At 41.9% G+C, this 26,934-nt stretch carries 24 protein-coding genes; 17 read left to right on the forward strand and 7 right to left on the reverse strand.

The features are described 5' to 3' along the window. Positions 1 to 9: 9 nt before the first annotated feature. Together U0R10_RS00860 and U0R10_RS00865 are read right to left on the reverse strand one after the other, a co-directional pair. Positions 10 to 726 carry an RluA family pseudouridine synthase gene (locus U0R10_RS00860; protein ID WP_377981787.1) on the reverse strand — a complete coding sequence of 239 codons (717 nt, stop codon included), beginning with the start codon at positions 724 to 726 and terminating at the stop codon, positions 10 to 12. A gap of 78 nt (positions 727 to 804) precedes the next feature. After that, the gene (locus tag U0R10_RS00865; RefSeq protein WP_377981788.1) at positions 805 to 1,983 is read right to left on the reverse strand and encodes an anhydro-N-acetylmuramic acid kinase; all 1,179 of its coding nucleotides are present in this window, start codon (positions 1,981 to 1,983) and stop codon (positions 805 to 807) included. A gap of 187 nt (positions 1,984 to 2,170) precedes the next feature. On the opposite strand from U0R10_RS00865, the gene lhgO reads away from it, so the two are divergent. The 7 genes from lhgO (at position 2,171) to U0R10_RS00900 (ending at position 11,928) form a co-directional block, all read left to right on the forward strand. Continuing rightward, positions 2,171 to 3,373, forward strand: coding sequence for an L-2-hydroxyglutarate oxidase (gene lhgO, locus U0R10_RS00870; RefSeq protein WP_377981789.1), 1,203 nt, complete (start codon positions 2,171 to 2,173; stop codon positions 3,371 to 3,373). Between the two features lie 110 nt (positions 3,374 to 3,483). Continuing rightward, on the forward strand, positions 3,484 to 5,232 hold the full coding sequence (locus U0R10_RS00875) for an ABC transporter ATP-binding protein (protein WP_377981790.1): 1,749 nt from the start codon (positions 3,484 to 3,486) through the stop codon (positions 5,230 to 5,232). Between the two features lie 100 nt (positions 5,233 to 5,332). Further along, entirely contained in the window at positions 5,333 to 7,009 is a 1,677-nt protein-coding gene (ilvD, locus tag U0R10_RS00880) for a dihydroxy-acid dehydratase (RefSeq protein WP_377981791.1), read from the forward strand. Positions 7,010 to 7,092: 83 nt separating this feature from the next. Next, positions 7,093 to 8,835: a biosynthetic-type acetolactate synthase large subunit gene (gene ilvB, locus U0R10_RS00885; RefSeq protein ID WP_377981792.1), complete on the forward strand. Its 1,743-nt coding sequence runs from the start codon at positions 7,093 to 7,095 to the stop codon at positions 8,833 to 8,835. Positions 8,836 to 8,839: 4 nt separating this feature from the next. Further along, a complete protein-coding gene (gene ilvN, locus U0R10_RS00890; protein ID WP_377983001.1) occupies positions 8,840 to 9,370 on the forward strand; it encodes an acetolactate synthase small subunit in 531 nt (176 codons plus the stop codon). A gap of 32 nt (positions 9,371 to 9,402) precedes the next feature. Beyond that, a complete protein-coding gene (gene ilvC / locus U0R10_RS00895; RefSeq protein WP_377981793.1) occupies positions 9,403 to 10,446 on the forward strand; it encodes a ketol-acid reductoisomerase in 1,044 nt (347 codons plus the stop codon). Between the two features lie 342 nt (positions 10,447 to 10,788). Then, a complete protein-coding gene (locus tag U0R10_RS00900) occupies positions 10,789 to 11,928 on the forward strand; it encodes a 2-isopropylmalate synthase (protein WP_377981794.1) in 1,140 nt (379 codons plus the stop codon). Positions 11,929 to 11,962: 34 nt separating this feature from the next. On the opposite strand, the gene U0R10_RS00905 is transcribed toward U0R10_RS00900, so the two are convergent. After that, positions 11,963 to 13,033: a mechanosensitive ion channel family protein gene (locus U0R10_RS00905; protein WP_377981795.1), complete on the reverse strand. Its 1,071-nt coding sequence runs from the start codon at positions 13,031 to 13,033 to the stop codon at positions 11,963 to 11,965. A 51-nt stretch (positions 13,034 to 13,084) separates the two neighbouring features. Between U0R10_RS00905 and U0R10_RS00910 the strand changes: the two genes are divergently transcribed. Together U0R10_RS00910 and lptC are read left to right on the forward strand one after the other, a co-directional pair. After that, positions 13,085 to 14,464 carry a hypothetical protein gene (locus U0R10_RS00910; protein WP_377981796.1) on the forward strand — a complete coding sequence of 460 codons (1,380 nt, stop codon included), beginning with the start codon at positions 13,085 to 13,087 and terminating at the stop codon, positions 14,462 to 14,464. 10 nt (positions 14,465 to 14,474) lie between these two features. Beyond that, entirely contained in the window at positions 14,475 to 15,017 is a 543-nt protein-coding gene (lptC, locus tag U0R10_RS00915) for an LPS export ABC transporter periplasmic protein LptC (protein ID WP_377981797.1), read from the forward strand. Here lptC and U0R10_RS00920 read toward each other — a convergent pair. The 4 genes from U0R10_RS00920 to recN are packed head-to-tail and all read right to left on the reverse strand — an operon-like array spanning position 15,010 to position 18,027. Continuing rightward, positions 15,010 to 15,384 (reverse strand): c-type cytochrome, encoded by a 375-nt coding sequence (locus tag U0R10_RS00920; protein WP_377981798.1) that lies wholly within the window; start codon positions 15,382 to 15,384, stop codon positions 15,010 to 15,012. The two genes, lptC and U0R10_RS00920, sit on opposite strands and share 8 nt — an antisense overlap. Position 15,385: 1 nt before the next feature. Continuing rightward, on the reverse strand, positions 15,386 to 16,006 hold the full coding sequence (locus U0R10_RS00925; protein ID WP_377981799.1) for an SCO family protein: 621 nt from the start codon (positions 16,004 to 16,006) through the stop codon (positions 15,386 to 15,388). Then, positions 15,978 to 16,370 (reverse strand): hypothetical protein, encoded by a 393-nt coding sequence (locus U0R10_RS00930; RefSeq protein WP_377981800.1) that lies wholly within the window; start codon positions 16,368 to 16,370, stop codon positions 15,978 to 15,980. The genes U0R10_RS00925 and U0R10_RS00930 overlap by 29 nt, the downstream gene beginning before the upstream one ends. Next, the gene (gene recN / locus U0R10_RS00935) at positions 16,363 to 18,027 is read right to left on the reverse strand and encodes a DNA repair protein RecN (protein ID WP_377981801.1); all 1,665 of its coding nucleotides are present in this window, start codon (positions 18,025 to 18,027) and stop codon (positions 16,363 to 16,365) included. The genes U0R10_RS00930 and recN overlap by 8 nt, the downstream gene beginning before the upstream one ends. A gap of 142 nt (positions 18,028 to 18,169) precedes the next feature. On the opposite strand from recN, the gene sucD reads away from it, so the two are divergent. The 8 genes from sucD to porN all read left to right on the forward strand — a co-directional run bounded on the left by sucD (position 18,170) and on the right by porN (position 26,747). Beyond that, entirely contained in the window at positions 18,170 to 19,048 is an 879-nt protein-coding gene (gene sucD, locus U0R10_RS00940; protein WP_377981802.1) for a succinate--CoA ligase subunit alpha, read from the forward strand. 13 nt (positions 19,049 to 19,061) lie between these two features. Further along, positions 19,062 to 20,252, forward strand: a complete 1,191-nt coding sequence (locus U0R10_RS00945; protein ID WP_377981803.1) for a hypothetical protein — start codon at positions 19,062 to 19,064, stop codon at positions 20,250 to 20,252. 90 nt (positions 20,253 to 20,342) lie between these two features. Further along, positions 20,343 to 21,131: a uroporphyrinogen-III synthase gene (locus tag U0R10_RS00950; protein ID WP_377981804.1), complete on the forward strand. Its 789-nt coding sequence runs from the start codon at positions 20,343 to 20,345 to the stop codon at positions 21,129 to 21,131. Between the two features lie 72 nt (positions 21,132 to 21,203). Next, positions 21,204 to 22,142, forward strand: coding sequence for a PorP/SprF family type IX secretion system membrane protein (locus tag U0R10_RS00955; protein WP_377981805.1), 939 nt, complete (start codon positions 21,204 to 21,206; stop codon positions 22,140 to 22,142). Positions 22,143 to 22,301: 159 nt separating this feature from the next. After that, a complete protein-coding gene (gene porK / locus U0R10_RS00960; RefSeq protein ID WP_377981806.1) occupies positions 22,302 to 23,423 on the forward strand; it encodes a T9SS ring complex lipoprotein PorK/GldK in 1,122 nt (373 codons plus the stop codon). 35 nt (positions 23,424 to 23,458) lie between these two features. Continuing rightward, the gene (porL, locus tag U0R10_RS00965) at positions 23,459 to 24,217 is read left to right on the forward strand and encodes a type IX secretion system motor protein PorL/GldL (protein WP_377981807.1); all 759 of its coding nucleotides are present in this window, start codon (positions 23,459 to 23,461) and stop codon (positions 24,215 to 24,217) included. Positions 24,218 to 24,244: 27 nt separating this feature from the next. Next, positions 24,245 to 25,834, forward strand: a complete 1,590-nt coding sequence (gene porM, locus U0R10_RS00970; RefSeq protein WP_377981808.1) for a type IX secretion system motor protein PorM/GldM — start codon at positions 24,245 to 24,247, stop codon at positions 25,832 to 25,834. A 10-nt stretch (positions 25,835 to 25,844) separates the two neighbouring features. Next, a complete protein-coding gene (porN, locus tag U0R10_RS00975; RefSeq protein ID WP_377981809.1) occupies positions 25,845 to 26,747 on the forward strand; it encodes a type IX secretion system ring subunit PorN/GldN in 903 nt (300 codons plus the stop codon). Positions 26,748 to 26,934 lie beyond the last annotated feature (187 nt).

Here is a 26,934-nt window from a genome sequence, read left to right on the forward strand (position 1 = left end):
GCTGCAAATTTACGAAAACTTCTCCAACTGTTTGGTCAATACATTAAAATCTTTCGGGTAAGGAGCCTCGACCGTAATCGGATTTCCATCCATTAATTTGAAACTCAAACTGTGCGCATGAAGGGCTACTCGTCGCATTAAAGGACGTTCTTCCGTTTCCTTTTTCAGATGAAAATTGCGCTTCAAATCAGATAAATACACATCTTTTCCACTATACATTTCGTCGGCGACAATCGGCGCATGTAGGCAGGTGAGGTGAATGCGGATTTGATGCATACGGCCTGTAATGGGCATACATTCCACGAGCGTATACCCTTTGTATACTTTCAGCGTCCGGAACCAAGTCTCCGCATGTTTACCATTTGATCGCGCGATAATGACTTTGCCATCTTTGAGTGGGAGGATGGGTAAATTCACCAACATGCCATCCCAGTCGTACATGCCTTCCACAACTGCGTGGTAGCGTTTCGCCGTTTCACGATGCTCAAATTGCATAGAAATATGTCGGTATGCTTCCGGGTTTTTAGCAATCACCAAAGCCCCCGTCGTTTCCTTATCCAAGCGGTGTCCCACCTGCGCGTCTTCCCAATAAACTTTGGCCATTCTTAAAATACTAGGCGCATAATCATCCTTCCGCTCATCCAAGGTCGCTATCCCAGATGGTTTATTGATGACAATGAAATCGTCGTTTTCAAAAAGAATGTAATCTTGTAATTTGTATTTCATATATCAGTCGCTAGTCACTAGTCGCTAGTCTTTAGTCCGGAGTTTTACCTCTCACCTCTTACCTCTTACTTCTTAATTCTAATTCGGTAAACTTATCTTCCCCATCGTCATCCACGGCGAATCACCCAGTCGGCGATCAGGTGCCGGATTCGGATCCATCAAGGTTTCATTGGCCAACAAGCCAAACAAAACTGCTTCTTTTGCCGCTGACTCAATTCCTAAAACGGCAGAATTCTGAATGGTAAATCCAGGCATTAAGTTTTTCAAATGCTCCATCATCAACGGGTTCCGCGCACCACCACCACTTACATAAATATGCGCCTGATGTAATCCTGTGTAATGTTGGATTGCCAAAGCGATACTTTCTGCCGTAAAGCGCGTTAAGGTCGCTAAGAAATCAGCTGGGTTTAGATCCGCGGGAGCTAGTTCTTTTATGCGCTCCAAATTAAAATATTCAGGCCCCGTGCTTTTTGGAAATGCCTCTTCGAAAAAAGGAAGGCTCAATAAATTTTGCAAGAATCCAGCATGAATTGTTCCCGAGCGGGCGATTTGGGCATCTTTGTCAAAATTCATCCCAGCAAAATGTTGTCTGATATACGCATCGAGCAACGTATTTCCTGGTCCCGTGTCACTAACTAGTATGCGGGTAGAATCTTGATCAGCCGGCAAGTAGGTAAAATTACCGATGCCACCAATGTTCAATAATATGCGAGCTTCACCTCCTTGGCTGAATAAAAAATAATCACCAAACATGGCTAAAGGGGCACCTTCGCCTCCAGCTGCGATATGCTTTTGTCTAAAATCCGACAGGGTAATGATACCCGTAACATGTGCCAAATGGTCCCCATCCCCAATTTGCAGGGTTGAATGAGGTAATCTCCCCGTGCGGTCCGGCCGGTGCATCACCGTTTGTCCATGCGAAGCAATCAGATCCACTTCCTCCGGTTTTACCTGCCACGACTCCAGCGTTTGGAGAATTATCTTTGCGTGTGTTCGCGCAATTTGTGCGTTTAGGGTACTCAGACTCGGAAAATGTATGTTTTCTTGTGCAAATACCGCACGAATTGAAGCTTTAAAGCCTTCGTCAAAGGAAACCGAATCGAAATGAAGTAGTTCGCATTTTGTAGTAGGGCCTTGGCCGGTAAACCGACAAAGCGCCATGTCTAATCCATCCATGGAGGTACCCGACATCAATCCTAGAATCACGCGACTAGGTTGCTGAGCGATGCGGTATAATTTTTCGAGTTGTGGATTCAATGCTTTGTGCTTAACCCCTCAGCTTCGCCAATCCTTTGAGGTTTGGCGAAGCTAAATGAGGGAGCACAAAGCTACAAAAAAAACAGCCATGCGAGGTTGAAATTTAAGCAAGTACTTGATAATTAATTGATAATTCCGTCGCAGGAATTCGTATCTTTGGGGCTTATTTATTTTACCTATCCACCTTATGGCATTAGATGTAATCATCGTCGGCGGAGGCATTGTGGGTCTCGCGACAGCACACCGACTGTTAGAATCAAAACCAAGCTTGAAAATTGCGCTTTTTGAAAAAGAAGCCACCGTTTCCATGCATCAAACGGGAAATAATTCAGGCGTTATCCATTCCGGTCTCTATTACAAACCCGGTTCATTAAAAGCCAAAAATTGCATTGAAGGCTACCATCAATTAATCGAGTATTGCCAAAAAGAAGATATTCCTTTCGAATTAACGGGAAAAGTGGTGGTTGCCAGTACCCAAGAACAGCGCCCACAATTAGAGACCTTGTTTCAGCGGGGTCAAGAAAATGGACTTGGCGGATTGAAGAAATTATCATTAGCGGAAATGCGTGAATATGAGCCACACGTGACCGGCGTGGAGGGTTTGTTTGTACCTCAAACAGGTATTGTCGACTACCGTGCTGTCGCTGTTAAATTAGCGCAAGGGGTTCAAGCCAACGGATGTGAGATGCATTTAGGGGAAAAAGTAACCAATATCACTAAAGGACTTACCTTTTCGATCGTGGAAACCGAAAAGTCTGTTTATGAAGCAAAACTCATCATCAATTGTGCCGGATTGTACTCCGATCAAGTGGCGCAATGGACCCAAAAAGAACCGCTCGATGTGCGCATTGTTCCTTTCCGAGGCGAATATTTCAAGCTTAGAAAAGACAAAGAGTATCTCGTTAAAAATTTGATTTATCCCGTTCCAGATCCCAACTTCCCATTCCTAGGTGTTCACTTTACACGGATGATGCGCGGTGGCGTGGAGGCAGGACCTAACGCGGTATTGGCCTTTAAAAAAGAAGGCTACAAAAAATTAGGCATTAATGCCAAAGAACTTTGGGACACCCTCACGTGGCCAGGCTTCCAGAAAGTTGCTGTTAAATATTGGGAAACGGGCCTCGGTGAAATGTATCGAAGTTTCTCTAAAGAGGCTTTTACCAAAGCACTACAGGTACTTATTCCCGAAATTCAAATCGATGATTTAGTAGCAGGAGGAGCCGGTGTTCGTGCACAAGCATGTGACCGCACAGGAGGTTTGTTGGATGATTTCTCAATCGTTCAAGATGAGAAGGTTATCAATATTTTAAATGCCCCAAGCCCTGCAGCGACTTCCTCTTTGGCAATTGGGAAGACAGTAGCCGAAATGGCGCTCGTGCGGTTTGAGTAAAATATAGAGACGCGATAATCGCGTCTATGAAAATATGCAGACGCGAGGTATCGCGTCTCTACAAATTTGACGCGAGTTTTCGCGTCATGGAAAAATGATCCGTCACCCACATGAAATTATTACTTAATTACCTTTCTCATTACCGCTGGCGTGTCATGGCCGCACTAGGTTTAGCTGCGACCAACCAGATTTTCTCGTTGATGGATCCCTACATCTTCCGAAAAATCATTGACGATGTAGCGGCCATTTACCGGGCTGACACGCATACGATGAGCCAGTTTGTAGATGCCATTTGGCCTTTAGCTTTGGCATCCGTAGGTGTGGCGTTCGTGAGTCGGGTCGCGAAAAACTTTCAAGACTATATGATTAATACGGTCACCCAAAAGGTGGGGGCTAATCTTTATTCCGATGGAATCCGCCATTCGTTGGAATTGCCGTATGAAACGTTTGAAGATCAGCGCTCCGGGGAGACTTTAGGTAAGTTGCAAAAGGTACGTACCGATGTAGAAAAGTTGATCACATTGGGCATCAACATCCTTTTTCAATCCGTGATTGCCCTCGTGTTCATCTCGATCTATGCATTTTCTGTGCATTGGATGGTCATGCCTTTGTTTTTAGTGACAGGTCCATTAATTGCTTGGGTATCTTCCGTTTTAAGTAAAAAAATCAAAGTCATTCAAATTGAAATTGTCAAAGAATCCACCGGTTTGGCTGGTTCCACGACAGAATCTTTACGTAACATCGAACTAGTAAAATCACTAGGTTTGGCCGAACAAGAAATTGCCCACTTAAATGCAACGACAGAGAAAATTCTAAAGCTTGAATTGAAAAAAGTGCGTTATGTGCGCTCGATGGCCTTTGTTCAGGGAACCTGCGTGAATTTACTACGCATGCTCATGGTCGTAGTTTTGATCTATTTAATCTACCAAGGTAAAATTACGATAGGCCAATTTTACTCGTTGAACATCTATTCATTCTTCCTGTTTAACCCGTTGCAAGAGATTGGAAATGTAGTCAACACCTTCCGCGAGGCCGAGGTGTCATTGCAGAATTTCGAACAAATTTTGGCTATTCCTGGGGAACAAAAACCAGCGAACCCCAAAGCTATCACACACATTGAGGACTTAACATTTGATCACGTTTCGTTCCAACATCAATCCGCGACGCAAGAAGCGCTTTCTGATATTTCCTTTCAAGTTAAAGGCGGGGAAACCATCGCGTTTGTTGGCCCATCGGGTGCCGGTAAATCGACGTTGGTCAAATTATTAGTGGGCCTATACAGACCAAAAAAAGGGCAGGTTTTCTATAATGGGGAGGCTGGAGATGCGATTGATTTTGACCAACTACGAAAAAAGATAGGTTTTGTAACACAGGATACGCAATTGTTTTCCGGATCCATTCGAGAGAATCTATTATTCGTAAATCCTTATGCGACTGACGCTCAATGTTTAGAAGTGTTAGAAAAAGCAGCTTGTCAGAGTTTATTGGCGCGTGCCGATAAAGGTTTAGACTCGCTCATTGGTGAAGGGGGCGTAAAAGTATCCGGAGGAGAAAAGCAACGCTTAAGTATTGCTCGGGCTTTATTACGGAATCCAAACTTGTTGGTTTTCGACGAAGCAACTTCTGCCTTAGATTCCTTAACGGAGGAAGAAATTTCGGAAACGATTCGTGCAGTTTCGCAGGATGCGGAGCATTTGACAATTTTGATTGCCCACCGCTTATCTACCATCATGCATGCCACGCGCATTTATGTGTTGGAAAAAGGAAAAGTGGTCGAATCGGGGAATCACGATAGTTTGTTGGCCGACAAAGGTTTGTACTATGCCATGTGGCGCCAACAAGTAGGGGAAAACAAATAATTTATTTTGTATTTCCTTGATTGGCCATATATTGTTTGGCAATCCTTTGGCTTGAACAAATCGGATTGCGTATATTTGTTGTTTGAAAAAATTTATTCATATGTCGTTAAACAAATTCTCTAGAACGTTAACACAAGAAGTGACAAATCCTGCGGCGAAAGCAATGCTTTATGGCATTGGACTTACTCCGGAGGACATGGAGAAGGCGCAGATAGGTATTGCCAGTACTGGTTACGAAGGTAATCCATGCAATATGCACTTGAATGGCTTATCGGTTCATGTGAAAAAAGGAATTCAAGAAAATGGGATGGTGGGGTTGATCTTTCATACGATCGGTGTGTCGGATGGAATGACCAACGGAAATGAGGGGATGAGCTATTCGTTGCCTTCCCGTGATATTATTGCTGATTCAATCGAAAATGTGGTGGGTGCACAATGGTATGATGGCGTGATTGCTGTTGTAGGTTGTGATAAAAATATGCCAGGAGCGATGATGGCGCTTGCGCGTTTGAACCGCCCGGGGATGTTGGTTTATGGAGGAACGATTCGTTCTGGAAATTACAAAGGAGAAAAATTAGATATCGTTTCGGCTTTTGAAGCTTTAGGTAAAAAATATGCCGGAACTATTTCAGATGAAGATTATGAGGGAGTGATTCGGAATTCTATTCCGGGCGCAGGGGCTTGTGGAGGTATGTATACAGCAAATACCATGGCATCCTCGATGGAAGCGATGGGCTTAGTTTTGCCAAATTCGTCGTCTTATCCAGCGACACACGAAGGTAAAAAAGCGGAGTGTTTGGCGATCGGTGCAGCGATGAAGGTATTGTTGGAGAAAAACATTTGTCCACGCGACATCATGACGCGTCATGCATTTGAGAATGCGATGACTGTAGTGATGGCTTTGGGTGGAAGTACCAATGCCGTGTTACATTATTTGGCTATTGCGCATTCTGCGGGGGTAGAATTTACCTTGAAAGATATTCAAGACATTTCGGATCGTACGCCATTAATGGCTGATTTGAAGCCTTCAGGAAAATATTACATGGAGGATGTTTTGGCGATCGGTGGCATGCCAGCGATTTTAAAATATTTGTGGAAAGAAGGTTATTTGCATGGCGAATGTTTGACGGTAACCGGAAAAACAATGGCTGAGAATTTGACGGATGCGCCAGATTTGGATTTTGATGCACAAAAAATCATTTTCCCTAAATCAAAGGCCTTGAAATCTTCAGGTCACATCCAGGTATTATATGGAAATTTAGCGACAGAAGGTGCTATTGCGAAGATCACAGGAAAAGAAGGGGAGCGTTTTGAGGGGCTGGCGAAGGTTTGTGATCGCGAGGAAGATGTGATGGAATTCTTATCCAAAGGAGAAATTAAAGCAGGACATGTGGTGGTTATTCGTAACGAAGGACCGAAAGGTGGACCCGGAATGCCTGAAATGTTAAAGCCTACGTCCGCACTGATGGGTGCTGGTTTAGGTAATTCAGTAGCTATGATTACGGACGGACGTTTCTCTGGAGGAACGCACGGCTTTGTGGTAGGACACGTGACGCCTGAAGCGCAAGAAGGTGGAAACATCGCCTTAGTGAAAGACGGAGATAAAATTACGATCGATGCAGTGGACAATAAAATCATCCTGCACGTATCAGATGAAGAGTTAGCCGAACGCCGGAAACTGTGGAAACCAAAAGTTTCTCCACACACTTCAGGCGTGTTACGGAAGTACATAAAAAACGTTGCCTCAGCCAGCCTAGGTTGTGTGACTGATTTGTAAAAAAAGAAAATTACCTTTTTTACTAGCATGGGATAGCTTAAATTAGCCTTTCCTTGAAAGTTGAGAATAAAAAAATGAATACCATGGGACAAACCCAAACGCAGACTGCAGATTCGAATCAGGCCGACCAGAAAAAATTCTTGACTGGTGCGCAAGCCATTATGGAATCATTGGTTGCGCAAGGGGTGACAACTATTTTTGGTTATCCAGGTGGTGCGATTATGCCTACCTACGATGCATTATTTGATTATCAAGATCGCTTAAAGCATATTTTAGTTCGCCACGAACAAGGTGCTGGTCACGCCGCACAAGGGTACGCACGTATGCTGAATAAAGCGGGCGTGTGTATGGTGACCTCAGGTCCTGGTGCCACCAACTTGATTACACCGATCGCTGATGCGATGTTGGATTCAACGCCGCTCGTTTGTCTAGTAGGCCAGGTAAAAGGAAATTTATTAGGTACGGATGCTTTCCAAGAGTGTGATTTAATGGGTATTTCCATGCCTGTAACGAAGTGGAATTACCAAGTAGTAGATCCCAACGAAATTCCGGAGATCATTTCCAAAGCATTTTACATTGCAGAAACAGGCCGTCCAGGTCCAGTTTTAATTGATATCACGCGTACAGCTCAGTCAGAAATGATGACCGAGCCTTTCAAATATACACCGTGTACGTCCATTATTTCATATAAACCACGTATCGAGCCGAAGCGCGAGCATTTAGAAGCCGCTGCCAAGCTGATTAATGGTGCCAAAAAACCTTACATTCTTGCCGGTCACGGAATTATTATCTCCGGTGCTGAAAAAGAATTAAATGAATTGGTCGACAAAGCTGGCATTCCAGTAGCTACGACGCTATTAGGCATGTCCTCGATGGATGCGGATCACCCCATGTATGTGGGTTGGCCAGGCATGCATGGTAACTACGGAGCGAATGTCTTGACAAATTCATGTGACGTTTTGATTGCGATTGGTATGCGTTTTGACGACCGGATTACGGGAGATTTGTCGACGTATGCGAAGCAGGCGAAAGTGGTTCATATAGAGATTGATCCGGCGGAAGTGGACAAAAATGTTAAAGCAGATGCGCCTGTTGTGGGAGATGCCAAAGCCGCATTACGTGCATTATTGCCGTTAATTAAACCGGCTGAACACCTTGCTTGGCGTGCGGAATTTGACGCTTACGACAAAGAAGAATACACCAAGATTACCTTGAAGGATGTATTCCATGATGGGGATCAGATTAAAATGGGCGAGGCTATAGCCATGATGTCTGACAAGACGAAAGGTGAGGCCGTTATCGTCACGGACGTAGGACAGCACCAAATGGTGACTAACCGCTACTACCGATTTAAGAAACAGAATTCGGTTGTGACTTCAGGTGGAGCAGGAACTATGGGTTTTGCTTTGCCGGCAGCATTCGGTGCTAAAGTTGCCGTTCCTGAGCGAGAAGTTGTTGCGGTGATTGGTGACGGAGGATTTCAAATGACCTTGCAGGAATTGGGTACGATTGCTCAAAGCAAGTTGCCAGTGAAGATCATTATTTTGAATAATAACTTTTTGGGGATGGTTCGCCAGTGGCAAGAATTATTCCACGCGCGTCGTTATTCATTCGTTGAATTGGAAAATCCTGATTTCATTATGATTGCCAAAGGCTTTGGTATACCTGGTCATACCGTATCAGATCGCAGTTTGCTAAGCGAGTCTTTGGATACTTTATTGAATTCAGAAACACCTTATTTGTTAGAAATTGTTTGTGAAAAGGAGGGAAATGTTTTCCCAATGGTGCCTGCGGGCAGTACCGTAACCAACGTTAGGCTAGAGTAATATGTTGACAAATTATACACTTTCAGTTTTTACAACCAATACGGTCGGTTTATTAAATCGGATTACCATCATTTTCACGCGTCGCCGTTTGAATATTGAAAGTTTGACGGTTTCTGAAACGGAGCGTCGTGGCGTTTCACGCTTTACGATTGTCATCCGAAACGAGAATCGGGAGGTCGTAGAGAAGTTGGTTCGCCAAATTCGTAAAGTAACCGATGTCTTGGCCGTTTACGGATACCTGGATGATGAGATAATTTTCAATGAGGTAGCCTTGTTTAAATTGGCAACTCCGCTGGGTGGTGAACCCATCGATGTGAAAACCATCAATTTAGATTGGAATGCCAAAGTGGTTCATTGGGGACTGGAATATGTAGTGGTAGAAAAAAATGGGACCGAAGATGATTTGAATGAATTTTATGCCTATTTGAAAAAGTGGGAAATATTAGAATATGTTAAATCTGGCCGTATTGCTGTAGGTAAAACGGAAAAAGGATTGGTTGAGTTTCTTCCTGAGGGTAACTGGGAAATAGTATAATCGAAATAGTATATAAATTAAAAGACAAAAAAATGGCAAAGATTAATTTCGGTGGAGTTGTTGAAGACATCGTAACAAGAGAAGAGTTTCCGTTAGAGAAAGCTAGACAAGTATTAGCTGATCAAACAATCGCAGTAATTGGTTACGGCGTTCAAGGTCCAGGTCAAGCGTTAAACATGAAAGACAATGGTCTGAATGTAATTGTAGGTCAGCGTAAAGGTAAAACGTACGATAAGGCAGTTGCCGACGGTTGGGTTCCAGGTGTGACTTTATTTGAAATCGAAGAAGCATTGGAAAAAGGAACGATCATATGTTACTTACTTTCAGATGCGGCTCAAATCGAATTATGGCCAACAGTGAAGAAATATTTAACGGCTGGTAAGTCGCTTTATTTCTCTCATGGATTTGGAATTACATACAAAGAAAAAACAGGTATCGTACCTCCAGCAGATGTCGACGTATTCTTAGCAGCACCTAAAGGTTCAGGTACTTCGTTACGTCGTTTATTCGTAGCTGGTAAAGGTTTGAACTCTTCGTTCGCAGTATACCAAGACGCAACAGGTAAAGCACGTGAAAAATGTATCGCGATGGCGATTGGTGTTGGTTCTGGATATTTATTCGAAACCGATTTCTACAAAGAAGTAACATCTGACTTAACAGGTGAGCGTGGTACTTTGATGGGTGCTATCCAAGGAATTTTCGCAGCTCAATACGAAGTGTTACGTGAAAATGGTCACTCACCATCTGAAGCTTTCAACGAAACAGTTGAGGAATTGACACAATCATTAATGCCATTAGTGGCTGAGAATGGCATGGATTGGATGTATGCCAACTGCTCTACAACGGCGCAACGTGGTGCTTTGGATTGGTGGAAGCCTTTCCGTGATGCAACTAAGCCTGTATTTGCGCAATTATATAACTCAGTGAAAACGCAAGCAGAAGCAGAGCGTTCTATCACGTTGAATTCTCAACCAGATTACCGTGTGAAATTAGATGCTGAATTGAAAGAAATGGCAGATATGGAAATGTGGAGAGCGGGAGCTGCAGTACGTAGCTTACGTCCTGAAAACAACTAATTTTATAGACATGCGTAAAGTCGCCCAGGCATACCTGGGCGACTTTTTTTTTGTTCGGACTTTCACGTGTGTGCAACTTTACCACTTATTACATGCACGAACTTTAGATCCATGATATCAAAAAAATGGATAAAAAGAATAATTTCTTTGGCTATTTTCATTCCAATTCATCGAGCAACTTTAGATAATTAATCTAAATTAGTTTAATATTTAGATATTAAGTCTTTATTTGATTCAATTTATCGAAATATATAGGTTTTTAGTCTAAATGAGGGCGCTAGTGATTTTTGCTTCCTAGTATAAATTAATTTAGTTTTACGTCCTAATTAGCACACAAACCCCATGAGTAATCGCATTCAGATTTTTGATACTACACTTCGCGACGGAGAACAAGTACCCGGTTGTCAATTAAACCGAGAAGAAAAAGTTGAAGTGGCTAAAGAACTCGAAAAGTTGGGTGTTGACATCATTGAAGCTGGTTTCCCCATTTCTTCCCCTGGCGATTTTGCCTCAGTAAAAGCCATTGCGGAGTCTGTCATTGAGCCTACTGTGTGTGCGTTAACACGTGCCAAAAAAGAAGATATTGATGCAGCTGTGGAAGCGCTTAAGTCTGCCCGCAGACCGCGTATTCATACGGGAATAGGTGCCTCAGATGTGCACATTAAGCATAAATTTAATTCAACTCGAGAAGAAATTATTGAGCGTGGGGTATGGGCTGTAAAGTATGCCAAATCCTTCGTGGAAGATGTTGAATTTTTTGCGGAAGATGCTGGTCGGGCCGATTTGCCTTTCCTGGCTAAATTAACCTCCGAGGTAATTAAGGCGGGTGCAACTGTTGTGAATTTACCTGATACTACGGGTTATTTGTTGCCCAATCAGATGTATGATCGCATCACCTATTTATATGAACATGTGGATAATATCCATCAGGCTACGATCTCCATGCACAATCATAATGACTTAGGATTAGCAACGGCAAATACCATCGCGGGTATTCAGGCAGGTGCTCGTCAAGTCGAGGTGACCATCAACGGCATCGGCGAACGTGCTGGAAATACTTCCCTGGAGGAAGTTGCCATGATTTTAAATGTCCATAAAGATTTAGGATTTAGTACTGGGATTAACCCGAAATATTTATACCCAACAAGTTGTTTGGTGTCAAATTTGATGGGCATGCCGGTGCAGGCCAACAAAGCCGTTGTGGGCGCTAATGCCTTTGCTCATTCATCGGGAATCCATCAAGATGGATTTTTGAAGCATGCGCAGAATTATGAAATCATGAATCCAGAGGATGTAGGTGTTCCCTCGTCGGCGATTTTATTGACCTCTCGTTCTGGTCGGGCAGCCTTGCGTCACCGCCTCAATATATTAGGATTTGATTTTGAAAAACCTGAATTGGACAAGATTTACACACGTTTCCTACTCATGGCTGACGCGCGTAAAATGATTCATGATGAAGATCTGAAAGAGTTAGTTGGTTAATCAACCATCCAAGGGACGCGCTAGTGTCCCTTTTTTATTTTACGCTACTGGCCAATTTGATTTGATTGGCCTCTAGAATTTGCAGTATTCGCAAATTGATTTCTTGTTTCACTTGTTGGAATTTAGCGAAGTCTTTTGTTTGCACAAAGTAGGTTACACTGATTTCCAGTGCGTACAATCCAAATCCCTCAAATACCACTTTAGGTGCTTTCTTTTTACATAAAGTATCTTCAAGAATTGTTTTTTCAATGGCTGCTATGGCCGACTCAATCTGGGCCGTTTTCGTATCCAGGTCACAGGTTAAGGTGTATTTGGCCCGGCGGAATTCGCGATCCGTCATGTTTTCCAGGGACTGCGAGGTTAGTAATCGGTTAGGGATCACGATTAAATTTCCATCCACTCCGCGCAGCCTTGTACTTCGGAATCCAATTTTTTCAATATCGCCTGAAATCGTCCCCACTTGAATGCTATCGCCCACAACAAAGGGGAGATCTAAGAATATCGTGAAGGAGGCAAATAAGTTTTCAAGTGTTTCCCGAGCCGCTAAAGCTAGCGCCAAACCTCCCAACCCAAGTCCTGTAATTAACGCTACGACATCTACCTCAAAGACACGTCCAAGCAAAACAAAGGTGGCGCCTGTCATAATAAAGACAAGCGAAAGATCGTTTAAAAAGGGAATAAACTGTTGTTTTGCTTTCTCGCCTACCCCTTGCCATTTCTCCTGAGCGACCAAAATCCCCACTTTCATGAGGCGAATAATCACCCAGGTAATTGAAATAATTAGGATCGTTTCAAATACTTTTTGGAGGACAAATAATAGTCCAAAATTATCAATAGAGGCGATATGCCAGGATTGAGGTATGTGTAAATTTTGGGAAGCCAGATATAAGAAAACCCAGAAGAGCAACAATTCAAACGGCTTGCGTAGCAACTGAATGCAGTCTTGAATAGATACCGATTCCACTGGGATGAATCGATAGACAATTTTAGAAAATGAATTGGAGAAAAAACGACGGAAAAGAATGCCTAAGATTAAGACACTGAAAAATGCGATTAAATCAAACGCTGAATTTTCTAACCAAACCCATTCGTGAAGTCTATCCATAGATCTGCAAACAAAATATGATTTCAAATATAGCTAATATCTTACTCGATTATGAAAAAAATTACGACCTTTGCAGACTTGAATTATATACTAGAGCCGATTTTTAACCGCATGATTTACAAGCAATTGATTTATACCCAACAAACACAAAAGGCTCTTCGAGTATTTTTTTGTACCGTGATTTGTCTTTTATTGGGCATTTTTCAAGTATCTAAAGCGCAAACAATTGTTAATTCGCCGCTTTCCTACATTGGAATGGGTGAGATGTATACGTCAGAAACCCCGTCAAATTCCATGATGGGAGGTATCGGTATCTCAAATTCGAACGGAATTTATTCCAATCAGATGAATCCTGCACTCTTAGCGCGTAACCGATATACGGTTTTGGAGGCTGGCATTAACTTGGAATTGAAAAATATGCAGGATTATCGTCAGCGCCAACAAGTCTTGGGGGGTAATTATCAGTCTTTCAATTTAACCTTGCCCATGTCGAATCGCTGGACTATGTCCTTTGGGATTCGTCCACATTCAAATGTAAACTACGAGACTATATCGTATCGTCGGCTAAATGTATTGGGTGTAGATAGTTTAATTTATGGCTACAAAGGAACCGGAGGTGTAAGTAAGTTGACCATGAGTCATGGTGTACGCATCGCGAAGGAATTGTACGTCGGCATAGAGGCTGCCTACCTGTTTGGTTCAGTTTCACGTCAGGTATCCACACAAAACTTATCGGATGGGCAATTTTATAAGATCCAATTAGAAAACGCGACACGTTATTCCGACTTTTCATTCAAAGCCGGTGTGGCTTATCGCCAGCTGATAAAGAAGGATCTTTTCTTAAATGTGGGAGCTACACTTGATTTGACGAATCAATTAGGAGCTACGAATTTACGTCGGTTTGCCACCTTGGATTTAACTGGTATGAATGTAATTAATGCGGATACGCTAGAGAAGGAAACAAAATTCAAGCAAAACATTCCCGTGTCCCAACGATTTGGAATTAGTTTAGAACGTCCTGCGTATTGGATGGTGGGTGTTGATTACTCACGTACAAATTGGACATCCATTGAAAACAATTTAGGTCGTTCGACTAAATTACCTACGACATCTACGGTTGCTTTTGGCGCGGAATATACCCCAGATTTTGAGTCTATTTCAAGTTTTTTCAAGCGAACAACTTACCGCATTGGTTACAGTTATTCCAGTACACCCTATGATTTTGCGGGAAATGGCCGTTTCGCCAAAGACCAATTTGTCAGTGGTGGATTTGCCTTCCCATTACGTAATTTCTTGAATTACGTTAACGTTTCATATCAATTTGGACGCAGAGGGTTATTGGCCGACAACGCCTTGGAGGAACAATATCAACGGGTTGTTATTGGCTTAACGCTAGGGGATGCGTGGTTCCAAAAAATCAAATTAAACTAGTCTCGTTTCCATGCGCCAGCTTCGAATCATTTCTTTGTTCGGTTGGGCCTTTTTCTTACTGGCATGCAGTGAAGAAAAAAAGGAGCAAAATCTAGTTTTCAAAGGACCTAAATCAGAGCTTTCGGGAATTGATATGATCTATTCGGATTCTGCACGTGCCATTGTTCGCATGGTTACAGAGAGCCAAATTACCACGCCTTCAGAAGATCGAGTTTATCCGAAAGAAATGAAACTTTGGTTTTATGATAAATTAGGCAATGTTACCTCCTTGATTCGGGGAGATTCTGCTCACTTTTTTCGCCAAACGAATTCATATCGATTAATGGGTCACGTCGTGATTAATAATCAGTTGAAGGGTGAATTGATTAAAACGGATGAATTTACCTGGTTGCCTAGTGAGAAGCGTATTTTCACTACGAAGCCTGTATCCATCAAAACACGTACGGATATTATCCATGGCGTGGGCCTCGATGCAGCCCAAGATTTCTCGACCTATTCATTGCGTCAAGTAACCAATTCAGTACTGACGGTAGATGAATTACCTGCTAATTAATTCCTTTTAAGACGATTCGGGTCGAATCAAACGTAAAGGTTTGTTCGTTTTTTCCCCATTCATGCCGCATAAAAGTGATTATTTCAGCAATGTCGATGGCCTGTAATTTTGGGTTGGCCGGCATGTAACCTGTGGCTGATTTACGTCCTTGTTTGATAAGTCGAGCGAGTTCAGGAGCGGATAGCGTGCTTTTTGAGATAGCTGGATACAAATTTCGAAGACCTTCGCCGTTGGATTGATGGCAATTCGCACAATTATTTTCGTATTGAATTCGGCCTTCAATGACATATTGATCATGCAGAATTTCTTCTTTGGTCTGACAAGCAAATAAACTTAAAGCCAACGCGGCTAGCAAAAATGACTTCATGTTAGTTTGTTTTTAATAAGATTTCTAAATCTTCGATAAGGTGATTTACCTCCTCTTCCTTTGTTCCATCATATATGCCACGAATATGACGCTGCTTATCTACTAAAATAAAAGCTCCGCTGTGCACAAATCCGCCAACCTCATTTTTGTCTTCTTGGGCAGTTACCAGGTAGCTTTTTTCGCCTAAGGTATAAATCGCTTGCTTGTCTCCCGTCACCATGTTCCAGCGAGGAGCTTGAACTTGCAGGCGATTCGCATATTGTTTCAAAACATGTGGCCTATCAAATTCGGGATCGATGGTATGCGAAAGAATCCGAATTTGATCATTGTCCGCATAGCGTTCATAAAGACGTACTAATTGCGTTTTCATTTTCGGGCAGATCGTCGGACAGGTCGTAAAAAAGAAATCAGCGATGTAAATTTTACCCGCCATGTCTTTTTCGCTCACCCAAACGGAATCCTGATTTAGAAATTTAAATGGAGGTACTTGGTGATACAGTGTGTCTGTTTTGCCATCTACAACCCGGGTTTCGTGCTTTCCTAGGTAAGGGAGCTTTTTGTCCTGCGAGCAACCGAAAACAAGTAGTGCGAAACTAACGAGATAAATAAGTTTGTGCGGCATGTAGACTGGAGTCTGTTGATGATTTTAGGTTGGTCAAAGCGGAATATTGTGATTGGAGATAAGAAATCTTATCGCCAACGGCCATTTTTGATAGGCTGACTATCGAAAATTGATGCATCCAATCCATCATGGATTGGTCTGCTTTACCCAGGGCAAAAATTAATTGTTTCACATGGACAGAATCTTTTCCGCGCGATAGGCTGTCCAAAGAAGATTTCAAGGACACTAATTGTTCTGTCTTGGGCATTAACGTGTCGTGTAATTGAAGCACTTTTTCTTGCAATTCCGTACTTAATTTTTCTTCCGCAGTGGAACAAGCAAAGCCTGTCATGAGGAGAAATAAAGTGCATATTTTTTTAGTCATGGTTAGCGTGAATTAGTTTTCTAACGTTCTCTTTAAGTTCAAGATACCCTTTACTTCCACCAATCATCTTGGCGATTTCATCTACCCGATCTTCTCCACTAAGCTCGCGTAGGCTCGATACAGTTTTTTCACCCGCATGATCTTTATAGACAAACCAATGATGCGCGCCAGCAGCAGCGATTTGTGGGAGGTGGGTAATCGCGATGATTTGGTGTGAGCGACTCATTTGCGTCAACATTTGTCCAATTTTTATCGCAATTTCACCAGATACGCCGGTATCAATTTCATCAAGTATCAGTGTAGGCATAGCACGCTTTTCGGCCAATAAATGTTTGATCGAAAGCATGAGTCGGCTCATTTCTCCACCCGATGCAATTTGTCTAAATGGCTTCGGGGCCAATCCTTTATTTGCTGAAAACAACAACTGTACTTTGTCAATACCCGATAGCTGTAATTCTTGTTCACGGATTTCCCAAGCCAGTGTCGCGTTTGGAATTCCGAGGGCATGGAGTGATTCTGCCAGTTTTTGTGTGATGATATCGTAGACCACTTGCCGACTAGTTTGCAATTTTGCTGCTTGATTTTCGGCGATTTTTAAACGCGAGGCTACTTCTTTTTCGGCCAAAGCAAGCGCTTCATCGACATTTGCGTGTCCTGAAATTTGTGCATCGATGGAGTCGCGTAACGCAATTAAGTCACTTATTTCACGCACTTGATACTTTTGAAGTAGTCGATTCAGTAGGTCGAGTCGCTGTTGCGATTGGGCTAATTCATTCGGGTCGGATTGAAAATTTTCAGCCTCACGTTCAATCTCATTAGCCAAGTCTTTGGTTTCTAACCAAATTGACTCTAATCTATTTTTCCAACTCGCATAATCCTCACCATACTTGCTTAGTGCATTGGCTTGTTGCAACGCCGCACGCATTTGTTCTACAGTAGACATGTCTGTAGAGCTCATCAAGTTCGCAAGTTGAGCTAATCTTTCATGAATCAGTTCTGCATTTTGCCCTTTCTCTACATGTGAGCGCAGTGATTCGTACTCATTAATTTCTAGTTTGGCGTCAACTAATTCTTGGAATTGGAATTGCAAAAAATCGAGTCCCTGAGTCCCCTCCGCGGCTTTCTTTTGAAGCGAATGGAGATTTTTAATGGCTTGGGAGTAGGCGCGAAAGGCGCTTTGGTACGCTGTTTTTACCTCCTGATTTTGAGCAAAGCTATCGACTAATTCTAGCGTAAAATCTGCGTTGGCCAGCCACCAAGTGTCTTGTTGGGAATGAATATCAACCAACTCCTGGCCGATTTTTTTGAGTGAATCTATATTCACTGGACTGTCATTTACGAAGGTGCGTGATTTTCCTTGTGGATTAATCTCTCGCCTAATCAGGCAAGGTTCTTCAAAGTCGATTCCTTCCTCTTCGAAAATCTGCTGCATGTGTGGGTAGGGTGCAACTGAAAATGTACCTTCAATAATGCATTTTTTAGCTGGATTAAAGAGTGATTTTCCGTCAGACCGAGCACCCATGAGCAGCGATATGGCACCCAGTAAAATGGATTTTCCAGCACCTGTTTCACCTGTGATTACACTCAAGCCATCAGATAGGCTCAAATCAATTGAGTCTATTAGGGCATAGTTCTGAATGTGCAGGTGTTTAAGCATGAAAAGGATTCCGAATTCGAATTTACACAAAAATAATCTGTTCGGATTTTTATTTCCAAGCTTAAAAGGTTTTTGATGAATTTTATCAATATTTTGTACCTTTGGAAAAATTTTTCGCCTACGTTTATTTAACCCCAACAAAATGAGTGTTTTAGTTAACAAGAATTCGAAAATTATAGTACAAGGATTTACCGGAACAGAAGGTACCTTTCATGCAGAGCAAATGATTGCATATGGTACGCAAGTTGTTGGAGGGGTTACCCCAGGAAAAGGTGGTGGTACACATTTAGAAAAACCAATTTTTAATACGGTAGCTGACGCAGTTAGCAAGACTGGAGCTGATACGTCAATCATTTTTGTTCCCCCAGCATTTGCTGCGGATGCCATTATGGAAGCTGCTGACGCTGGAATTAAAGTCATTATTTGTATTACAGAAGGAATTCCAACGAAAGATATGATCGTTGCGAAGGAATATATTCAAAACCATGATTGCCGCTTAATTGGGCCAAACTGCCCAGGAGTTATGACGGCTGAAGAGTGTAAAGTGGGTATTATGCCTGGTTTTATCTTCCAAAAAGGTCGTGTAGGTATCGTTTCTAAGTCAGGAACATTAACGTATGAAGCAGTAGACCAACTAACCAAAGCTGGTTTAGGTCAAACGACGGCAATCGGAATCGGTGGTGATCCAATCATCGGAACAACAACGAAAGAAGCGGTTGAATTATTAATGAATGATCCTGAAACAGAAGGTATCGTAATGATCGGCGAAATCGGTGGAGGCATGGAAGCTGAAGCAGCTCGTTGGATCAAGGCTGATGGCAACCGTAAACCAGTAGTTGGCTTTATTGCTGGCCAAACAGCGCCGAAAGGACGTCGTATGGGTCACGCAGGTGCGATTATTGGTGGTGCTGATGATACAGCAGAAGCAAAAATGAAGATCATGAAAGAATGTGGTATTCACGTTGTTTACTCTCCTGCTGATATTGGTGAAACAATGATTAAGGCATTAGCTGGAAAATAATAAATTCAAAAGGATGCATCCTTTAGCTCAAAAATCTGCTTATCTGAACCGTATTGGCCAGGTCAGCAGATTTTTTTTATGTTTTTGTTTTTGCTTAGCCGTGTCATTCGCACATGCGCAATGGAAGCGAACACATACATTTGATAAGGAATGGATGGTTTATCAACCTAGTGTCAAAGGCTTTTTGCCTTATATTGCCAACAAGCATTTTAGCTATAAATCAAAATCACTTGCCTTAAATCCTGCAGATTATCCCAAAGGATTTTTGCGAATTAAATCCGATGCGGATTATCATTTGTTTGTTCAAGGCACCTTTCAACGGTTTTTGCCCAAAGATGAATTGATGCGTTTATCGCTAGATAGTATGCAACAAAAATACCGAGGCGAGGAGCAACTGGTATTGACAATTTATAGCAATGAGTTAAAAGGGCTGCCAACTGAATTTAGTATTGAACGAAAAATTCAAGTGAACTCCGACGCCATGGCCGACTTTCTATCCATCAAGCGACGAGGTTCATTTATTTTCTATCAATTTTTTGGATTTGCCTTTATCGTATTATTACTGTGTATAGGCACGTTGTTTGCCGCATTTCCACGTTATTTTCAAACGTATTATCGGTTTTCTGACTGGATTCATTGGGAAGTTAAAGAGGATGCCGTCTTAAAGAGCCCATTCGCATTCCCCAATTTGTGGGTCATTTTGACGCTGAGTCTGTTAACAGCCTTTATTTCTTTTTACAATCGGCTGATGGGCCAGTCCAATGAGGCAGTATTCGAATCCTTGGAAAACCTTCAATCCATCGGAGCATCCTTAGGTTTTATAGGTGTAAAGGTCTTTGTTGGTTTTATCTTGTTTGTTTCTCGGTACTTTATGTTCAAGCTTTTTACGAATCTGTTTCGCTTATCACAGGTCGCAGAAGCGCACTACTTTAAGTCCTTACAAACTAACCTACAGTTTTTTTCTCTGTTGTTTGTTGGCATCAGTCTCTATTCACTTTACCAAGGACCTTTGATTGCCATTAACTTAACACACATATCTTTTGTCATTACAGGTTATTTTATTGTTAGGTCCTTTTACTTGTTTCAAGTTTTCCGAAAGTCATTCCAAGTAAACCAACTATCACTATTGGCATATTTAGTTCTGATGGAAGGTCAAGTATTGGTCTTTGGTTTACGTGAGCTTATATTCCCAGAATACATGTAGGGTCAATAATTTTTTGATTAAAAAAAATCGTATATTTGCAGGCATTTTGAGAATTAGTAGTCTCAAGCACATTAATTGAATATTGTTCTTATGAGTGAAATTGCAAATGGGGTCCAACAGGATGCCAGTCGGTTAAAGAAAGTTAAAAGTATCTTGGTTACCCAAGCGGCTCCTACGGATGCGAAATCCCCATATTTTGAGATTGAGCGTAAATACAATGTAAAGGTAGATTTTCGCCCTTTTATTGAGGTTCAAGGTATTGCTTACAAAGAATTTCGCAAGCAAAAAATTGATATTCTGACGCATACAGCAATTATTTTTACAAGTCGGAATGCGATTGATCACTTTTTCCGTATTTGTAAGGAAGCGAAGATTGAGGTTCCTGCGGACATGAAATATTTCTGTATTACGGAGCAAACAGCCAATTACCTTCAAAAATATATTGTAATCCGTAAGCGTAAGGTATTTACAGGTACACGTACGGCACTGGATTTATTGGAGATAATCAAGAAGCACAAGACGGAGAAATTCTTATTTCCTTGTTCAAACAAGCGACAAAAGGATTTGCCAGATTACATGGGCACGAATGATTTTCAATTGACAGAAGCTGTGATGTATGAAACAGTGTCTGCGGACTTGTCGGATTTGGAAAATGTATTTTATGATATAATTGCATTCTACAGCCCTTCAGGGATCACTTCATTGTTTTTGAATTTTCCAGACTTCAAACAGAATAATACACGTCTTGCGGCTTTTGGTCCTACTACGGCACAAGCTGTTACAGATGCAGGTTTGATTATTGATATTCAGGCCCCGATGCCTAACGCTCCTTCCATGACTGGAGCGCTTGAATATTATATTAAACAAGTCAATAAATAAATCAGTTAAGCTCCCATCGGGAGCTTTTTTTTTCCTTAGATTTGTCAAGTCATAAAAGGATTGATAATATTCATGGGCTATTGTACACGTCTTTTATTGTGGGTCATTTTGGGGATATGTTTTACTCCTCAAATTCGACTATATAGCCAATTAGGTCCTAACCTAAGTTTATTTACTCAGAATCGCATCTATCTAAATCCGGCCTATTCGGGCGAAGGTGATCGCACTTACATACAATTACATGTACGTAATCAGTGGACGGGATATCAGACGACTCAAGACGGGGGCGGTAGTTTAGGCACGCGACTATTGAGTGCCTCTTTGCCTGTAGGCACAACTGGACTGGGCGTAGGATTGAATTATTTGTCTGATCTTACTCCTTCTGGTGTCGGCATGCAATTGGGAAATCTTCAGCTGGCGTATCACTTACCCATTGGAGAAGCACAAATTTCAGTTGGTGCAGGTGTAGGTCTACAAACCAAGTCCTTAGATGGTGCCGCTTTTCGCGTGCGTGATTCAGGAGATCCCATCCTAAATCAATTTTTGGATAAACAGGTAAGTCAAGCAAAGCCTACTTTTCGTGGGGGAGCCCTAGTTAAGTGGAAGCAACTGCACGTGGGCATGAGTGCTTTCATCTATGATCAAGCGCAAGAATTCACCTTGCATGCGGAGCACACGATTCCTGTGGTTACGAGTGTAGAGCTTAATCCTTTTTTGCGCCTTCGTTCCATCTCAGATGCAATTGTTGTGGAGCCCGGTGTACGTGTTGTCTATCAAAACGCACTATGGATTGGGGGTAGTTTTAGGTCAAATGACGCTGTTGTGGGTATGATTGGGGCCAATATTTGGAAGCAACGCATTGAGGCTGGTTACGCCATAGATTACACGACCGTTAATTTGCCGGTTAAGGCCCTGTTAACACATGAAGTATTTTGTCGATTTAATCTGCCTAGTTTTACATTTAAGACAGTGAATGCACCGGTCAAAACGCCTCGTTTTCGGCTAAACTAAGCACTTTTAATCCGTTTAAAAAAAACAGACTTTCAGTATTTTTTATCAGAAATATCCCTTAATTTTGAGGAATTTGAATTAATTCCGTAGCCTATTTACATGGCATACAATATTTGTTAGTTCAAATCGTTTTGTACAAAGATCTATTAATTCGTGTATATGAATTTTAAATTAGTTGGTAAGCAACTCGCCTTAAGTTTATCCGTTATTGCGTTAGCTATGGCTGTTTACAGTTGTGGTGGCCCCAAAAATTCCAAATCTGGCGGTAAAACGTTAAGTAGCTCCAAAGGAGGTTCAAAAGGAAAAGGTTTATTGAGCTTTGGTAAGCAAGCAAAAGAGGCTCCAGGAGTTGAAAACGGAGAAATCGTTGCAGCTTCACGTAAGGGCTGGAGTCAACCTACGCCTTATGGCATGGTTTTAGTTCCATCTGGTAGTTTTATGATGGGGCAAGCTGATGAAGATGCATCGCGTTCAGGTATAAGTTTCAATAAGCGAGTGACTGTTGCGGCCTTTTACATGGACGATACAGAGATTACGAATCACGAATTTCGTCAGTTTACAAACGCCTTGTTGAAAGACTCTGTTTCCGTTTTAGGAGAGGATAAGATTTTCACAGAATATTATCCGGATACAACGGTTTGGAATAGTGATTTCACCTATCACAATGGTGATCCAATGACCGAATATTACTTCTCAAGTCCTGCGTTTGATCTTTATCCTGTCGTAGGGGTTAGTTGGGACGCATCCAAATACTTCTGCTTATGGCGTTCAAAAATGATGAATGACTACCGGAAGAAACAAGGTCAATATATTCTTCCACGTTTTGAACTTCCATCTGAATCTGAGTGGGAATGGGCGGCTCGTGGAGGTCGTGCAGCGACTAAATATCCTTGGGGAAATCCATACGTTGCGAACTCTGTGGGTTGTTTGCAGGCTAATTTCAAGCCGCATCGTGGAAACTATGATGCAGATGGTTATTCATATACATCTCCTGCGAATGCCTTTGAGCCAAATGATTATGGTTTATATAACATGGCTGGCAATGTGGCTGAGTGGTGTGAAGATGCGTATGCCGACAATGCTTCTGCGGTAACTTGGGATTTGAATACGGTTAATAAAGATGCCGATGAACCAAGAAAAGTTACGCGTGGGGGATCTTGGAAAGATATTGCTTATTATTTGGAGACAGGTACACGTGCCTACGAGTTACAAAATAAAAAACGTTCATATATTGGTTTCCGCTCGATGATGCGTTACCTAGGACGACCAGCAGTTAAATAACATTCATTTTACAACACATTAAATCGATTAATTCAATGGGATTAGAAAAATCAATCAACGTCGTAGCTAGTTTTGGTGCTGCAGTTGTTATTATCGGAGCTTTATTTAAGATTGTTCACTGGACTGGTGCTAACGAGATGTTGATGGTCGGCATGTTCACCGAAGCAGCCATTTTTATTTTGTTTGGTGTATTGTATTTGAGAGCAAAGCCAGAAAAGGAATATAATTGGGAAAATGTGTATCCAGAATTAATGGGAGATAAGCCAGCTGCGGCGCGTTCTACAAGTTCTGGGTTAGCTGATTTAGCGAACCAACCAGGCTTAGGTGCTGATGTAGTAGCTAATTTGACAAAAAGCTTACAAGGTTTGACGGCAACGGCAAACAGTTTGCAAGAAATTTCTAAAGCGACAGGTGCTACTCAAGAATTTGTTCAGTCATTGACTACTTCATCTCAGTCTTTAGGTGCATTAAATAAGACGGTAGCTGATGCGACAACATCGTTAGGTTCTATCTCGATTTCATCTACAGAGGCTGCGAAGTATGCGCAACAATATGCAAAAGCAGGTGATCAGTTAGCTGCATTAAATGCAGTCTACGAAACAGAAATTCAAGAATCATCTAAGCATTTAAAAGCAATAAACGGATATTATTCTAATGTGACGGCGACGACAGAGCAGCTTGCTGCTTCTTCGAAAGACGCTGCTTTGTTCCAAGCTGAATTAGCGAAGTTAAACGCTAACATTCAAGCTTTGAATCAAGTATACGGAAGTATGTTAACTGCAATGAAAGGGTAATCACGTTTTTGTCACGTATCAGATACTATGGCTAGTTTAAAAGAAACACCCCGGCAGAAAATGATCGGGATGATGTATTTAGTGTTAACAGCTCTTCTTGCGCTGCAAGTGAGCGATGCACTATTGCAAAAATTTACACTTCTAAATTCAAGTCTAGAGGTTGCTAATCAGTCTGCAGCTTCTAAGAATAAAGGAATGGTTCAAGGTATTGAGGAGCGAATCAAAGATTTGCCCAATCCTGCTGCTTATGCAGATATTTTGAAGCGTGCGAATGAAGTTAAGAAAGAAGCCGACGCATTAGTTGGTCATTTGGAGTCGTTAAAGTCACAGGTTTTAGAGACTGGCGGTGGTATTGATCCTGAAACAGGAAATATCAAAAATCCCAAAGAAGAAGAAAAAGTATATAGTTTGATGGTAGGCGCCAACAAATCAGGTGAAGCCTACAAGCTAGTAGGTCTTTTTGATGCCTATGTTAAGAAACTAGAAGGTCTTGCTGATCCTGGAACTAAATTCCCTAGTTTGGCGGCAGATGGTAAATCAGATCCAATTGCGAGTAAGGATCCTAATCAGGCCAACAAAGATTTTGCTGAATTGAATTTTGCTCAAACGCCAGTTCCTGCTGCCATGGCTACTATTAGTCAGAAACAAGCGGAGATTAGACGGTATGAAAGTGATGTACTAGCTCAGCTAGCGGCTAAAGTAGGAGCCAAAGAGATTAAATTTGATAAAGTATTTGCTCAAGTTTCTGCCAATGCCAACACGGTTGTAGCGGGTATGGATTATCAAGCTGAGGTATTTATCGCAGCGACGTCGAGTGGATTCACTCCACGGATGAGCTTCAATGGAGCATCAATTCCTGTCGTGGATGGTCGTGGTCAAATCAAATTTAAAACGTCGGGTGGTGGATATGATGCGAATGGGATGTCGAAAAAGACGTACACAGCATCTGTTTCTTACATGAGCCCAGCAGGTCCTAAAACAGAAACAATCCAAAAGGAGTATTTTGTACTAAAGCCAACGTACAATATTGAAACAGCTACATTGCCAGCCCTTTATTTAGGCTGTGCAAACCGCCTTAGTGTAGCGAGTCCAGGTCTTGGTGCCTTGTGGAATCCATCATTTACTGCGGATGGAGGCGAGGCTATCGCCGGCCAGACGCGTGGAAAAGTAACAATCGTGCCAAGTGCTGCGTCAATCACTTTAAATGTAGCGAATAGTGGTACTTTATTAGGTAAAGAAACATTCCGCGTTCGTCGTGTACCAAGACCTGAGGTTAAGGTGTTTGGTAATGGCGGGGAGTTAGATGAAAAGCGTGGAGCCAGTGCTTCTGGTTTACGTAGCATCGATGCCCGTGCTTTAGCTGATGAATCGTTTAAGACGACCAACCCAGAAGATGCAAATTTCCGTGTATCGGAGCTTTATGTTGCATTGGCGCGTGGCCAACGAAAAATAGATGATGTGACATTGCCTGGTTCAGGTTCAATTGCCAAATTAGCTGCTCAAGCGCAAGCAGGAGACCGCTATTATATAGAGATTAAAGGAGTCCAACGGAAAAACTTTAAAGGTGCCGTTGAAACAATTCCTTTTACCATGGCGAAAAATATTCCGTTGAATTAATACGAAATACATGAAATTAGTATCGAAATTAATCTTGTTTAGTGCGTGTGTTGGCCTTGCTTTTCAATCGCTTGCGCAAGAAAAGCCTGTCCCTGGCAACCAAAACTCAGTTCGTCCTATTGATGAATCTAGCATTCATTACAAGGCTCGTTTGTGGCGCCGGATGGACTTGAACGAAAAAATTAACCAACCGTTCTTTTCTGTAAATAACGAGATTTCAAAATTTATTTTGGAGTGGGTTAAGGCTGGGGTGTTAACTCCATACACGAATGATTCTTTGATTACAAAGTTGACCGCCGACCAATTTCAAGAAAACTTGAAGATGGAAGAGCAGTCAGAAGATGCAGCGCTTTCAGATGCAGAAAAAGCAGCAGGTTTTGGTGCTGAAGGTGCAACACCGAAAGCAACAGGAGCTGATGATGGCTGGGGTGGAGGCACGAAGTCTTCCGCAGCACCTGCGAAAGATGCATTCGAAGCAAAGCCTGCAGATGGTGCTGTTTCGTACTATTTCCCGAAGGAATTATCTATTCTAGAAATTCGGGAAGATGCCGTGATTGACCGTCGGCGTTCACGTTTATATTTTGATATTCAATCCATCACGCTAATTATTCCAGCTTCAAAAACGAAAGCCGGATTTGATAAAGCAATCGCTTCATTCCGTTATAAAGATTTGTATAAATTGTTCCGTAGCAATCCAAATTGTATTTGGTACAATTCGGAAAATGAAATGCAGCACAAAAACATGGCTGATGCCTTTGATTTACGGATGTTTCAGGCGCGTATAATCAAAAAAGGGAATGTGGAGAATAAATTCTTGACTGATTTATACGGAGGAGAAAAAGAGGGTTTGATGATGTCTCAATTGCTTGAATATAAGTTGTTAGAAATGGAGCATGATCTCTGGGAAAACTAAGATGTAATTAAGAAGGGAGCTATGTATGGCTCCCTTTTTTTATGTGTTTTCTGATTTTGGATTAATTTGATAAAAAATAAAACGTTAGTTCTGCATCGCGTTTTTATTCTTATTTTTTTCCAAAATATCAAGTGTATTATCTTGATTTAATTCCATTTTTTGCTGAGTAAAATGTAAATTGCAGAGT

The organism is Aquirufa avitistagni (assembly GCF_042715545.1).
In the GTDB taxonomy this organism is placed as follows: domain Bacteria; phylum Bacteroidota; class Bacteroidia; order Cytophagales; family Spirosomataceae; genus Aquirufa; species Aquirufa avitistagni.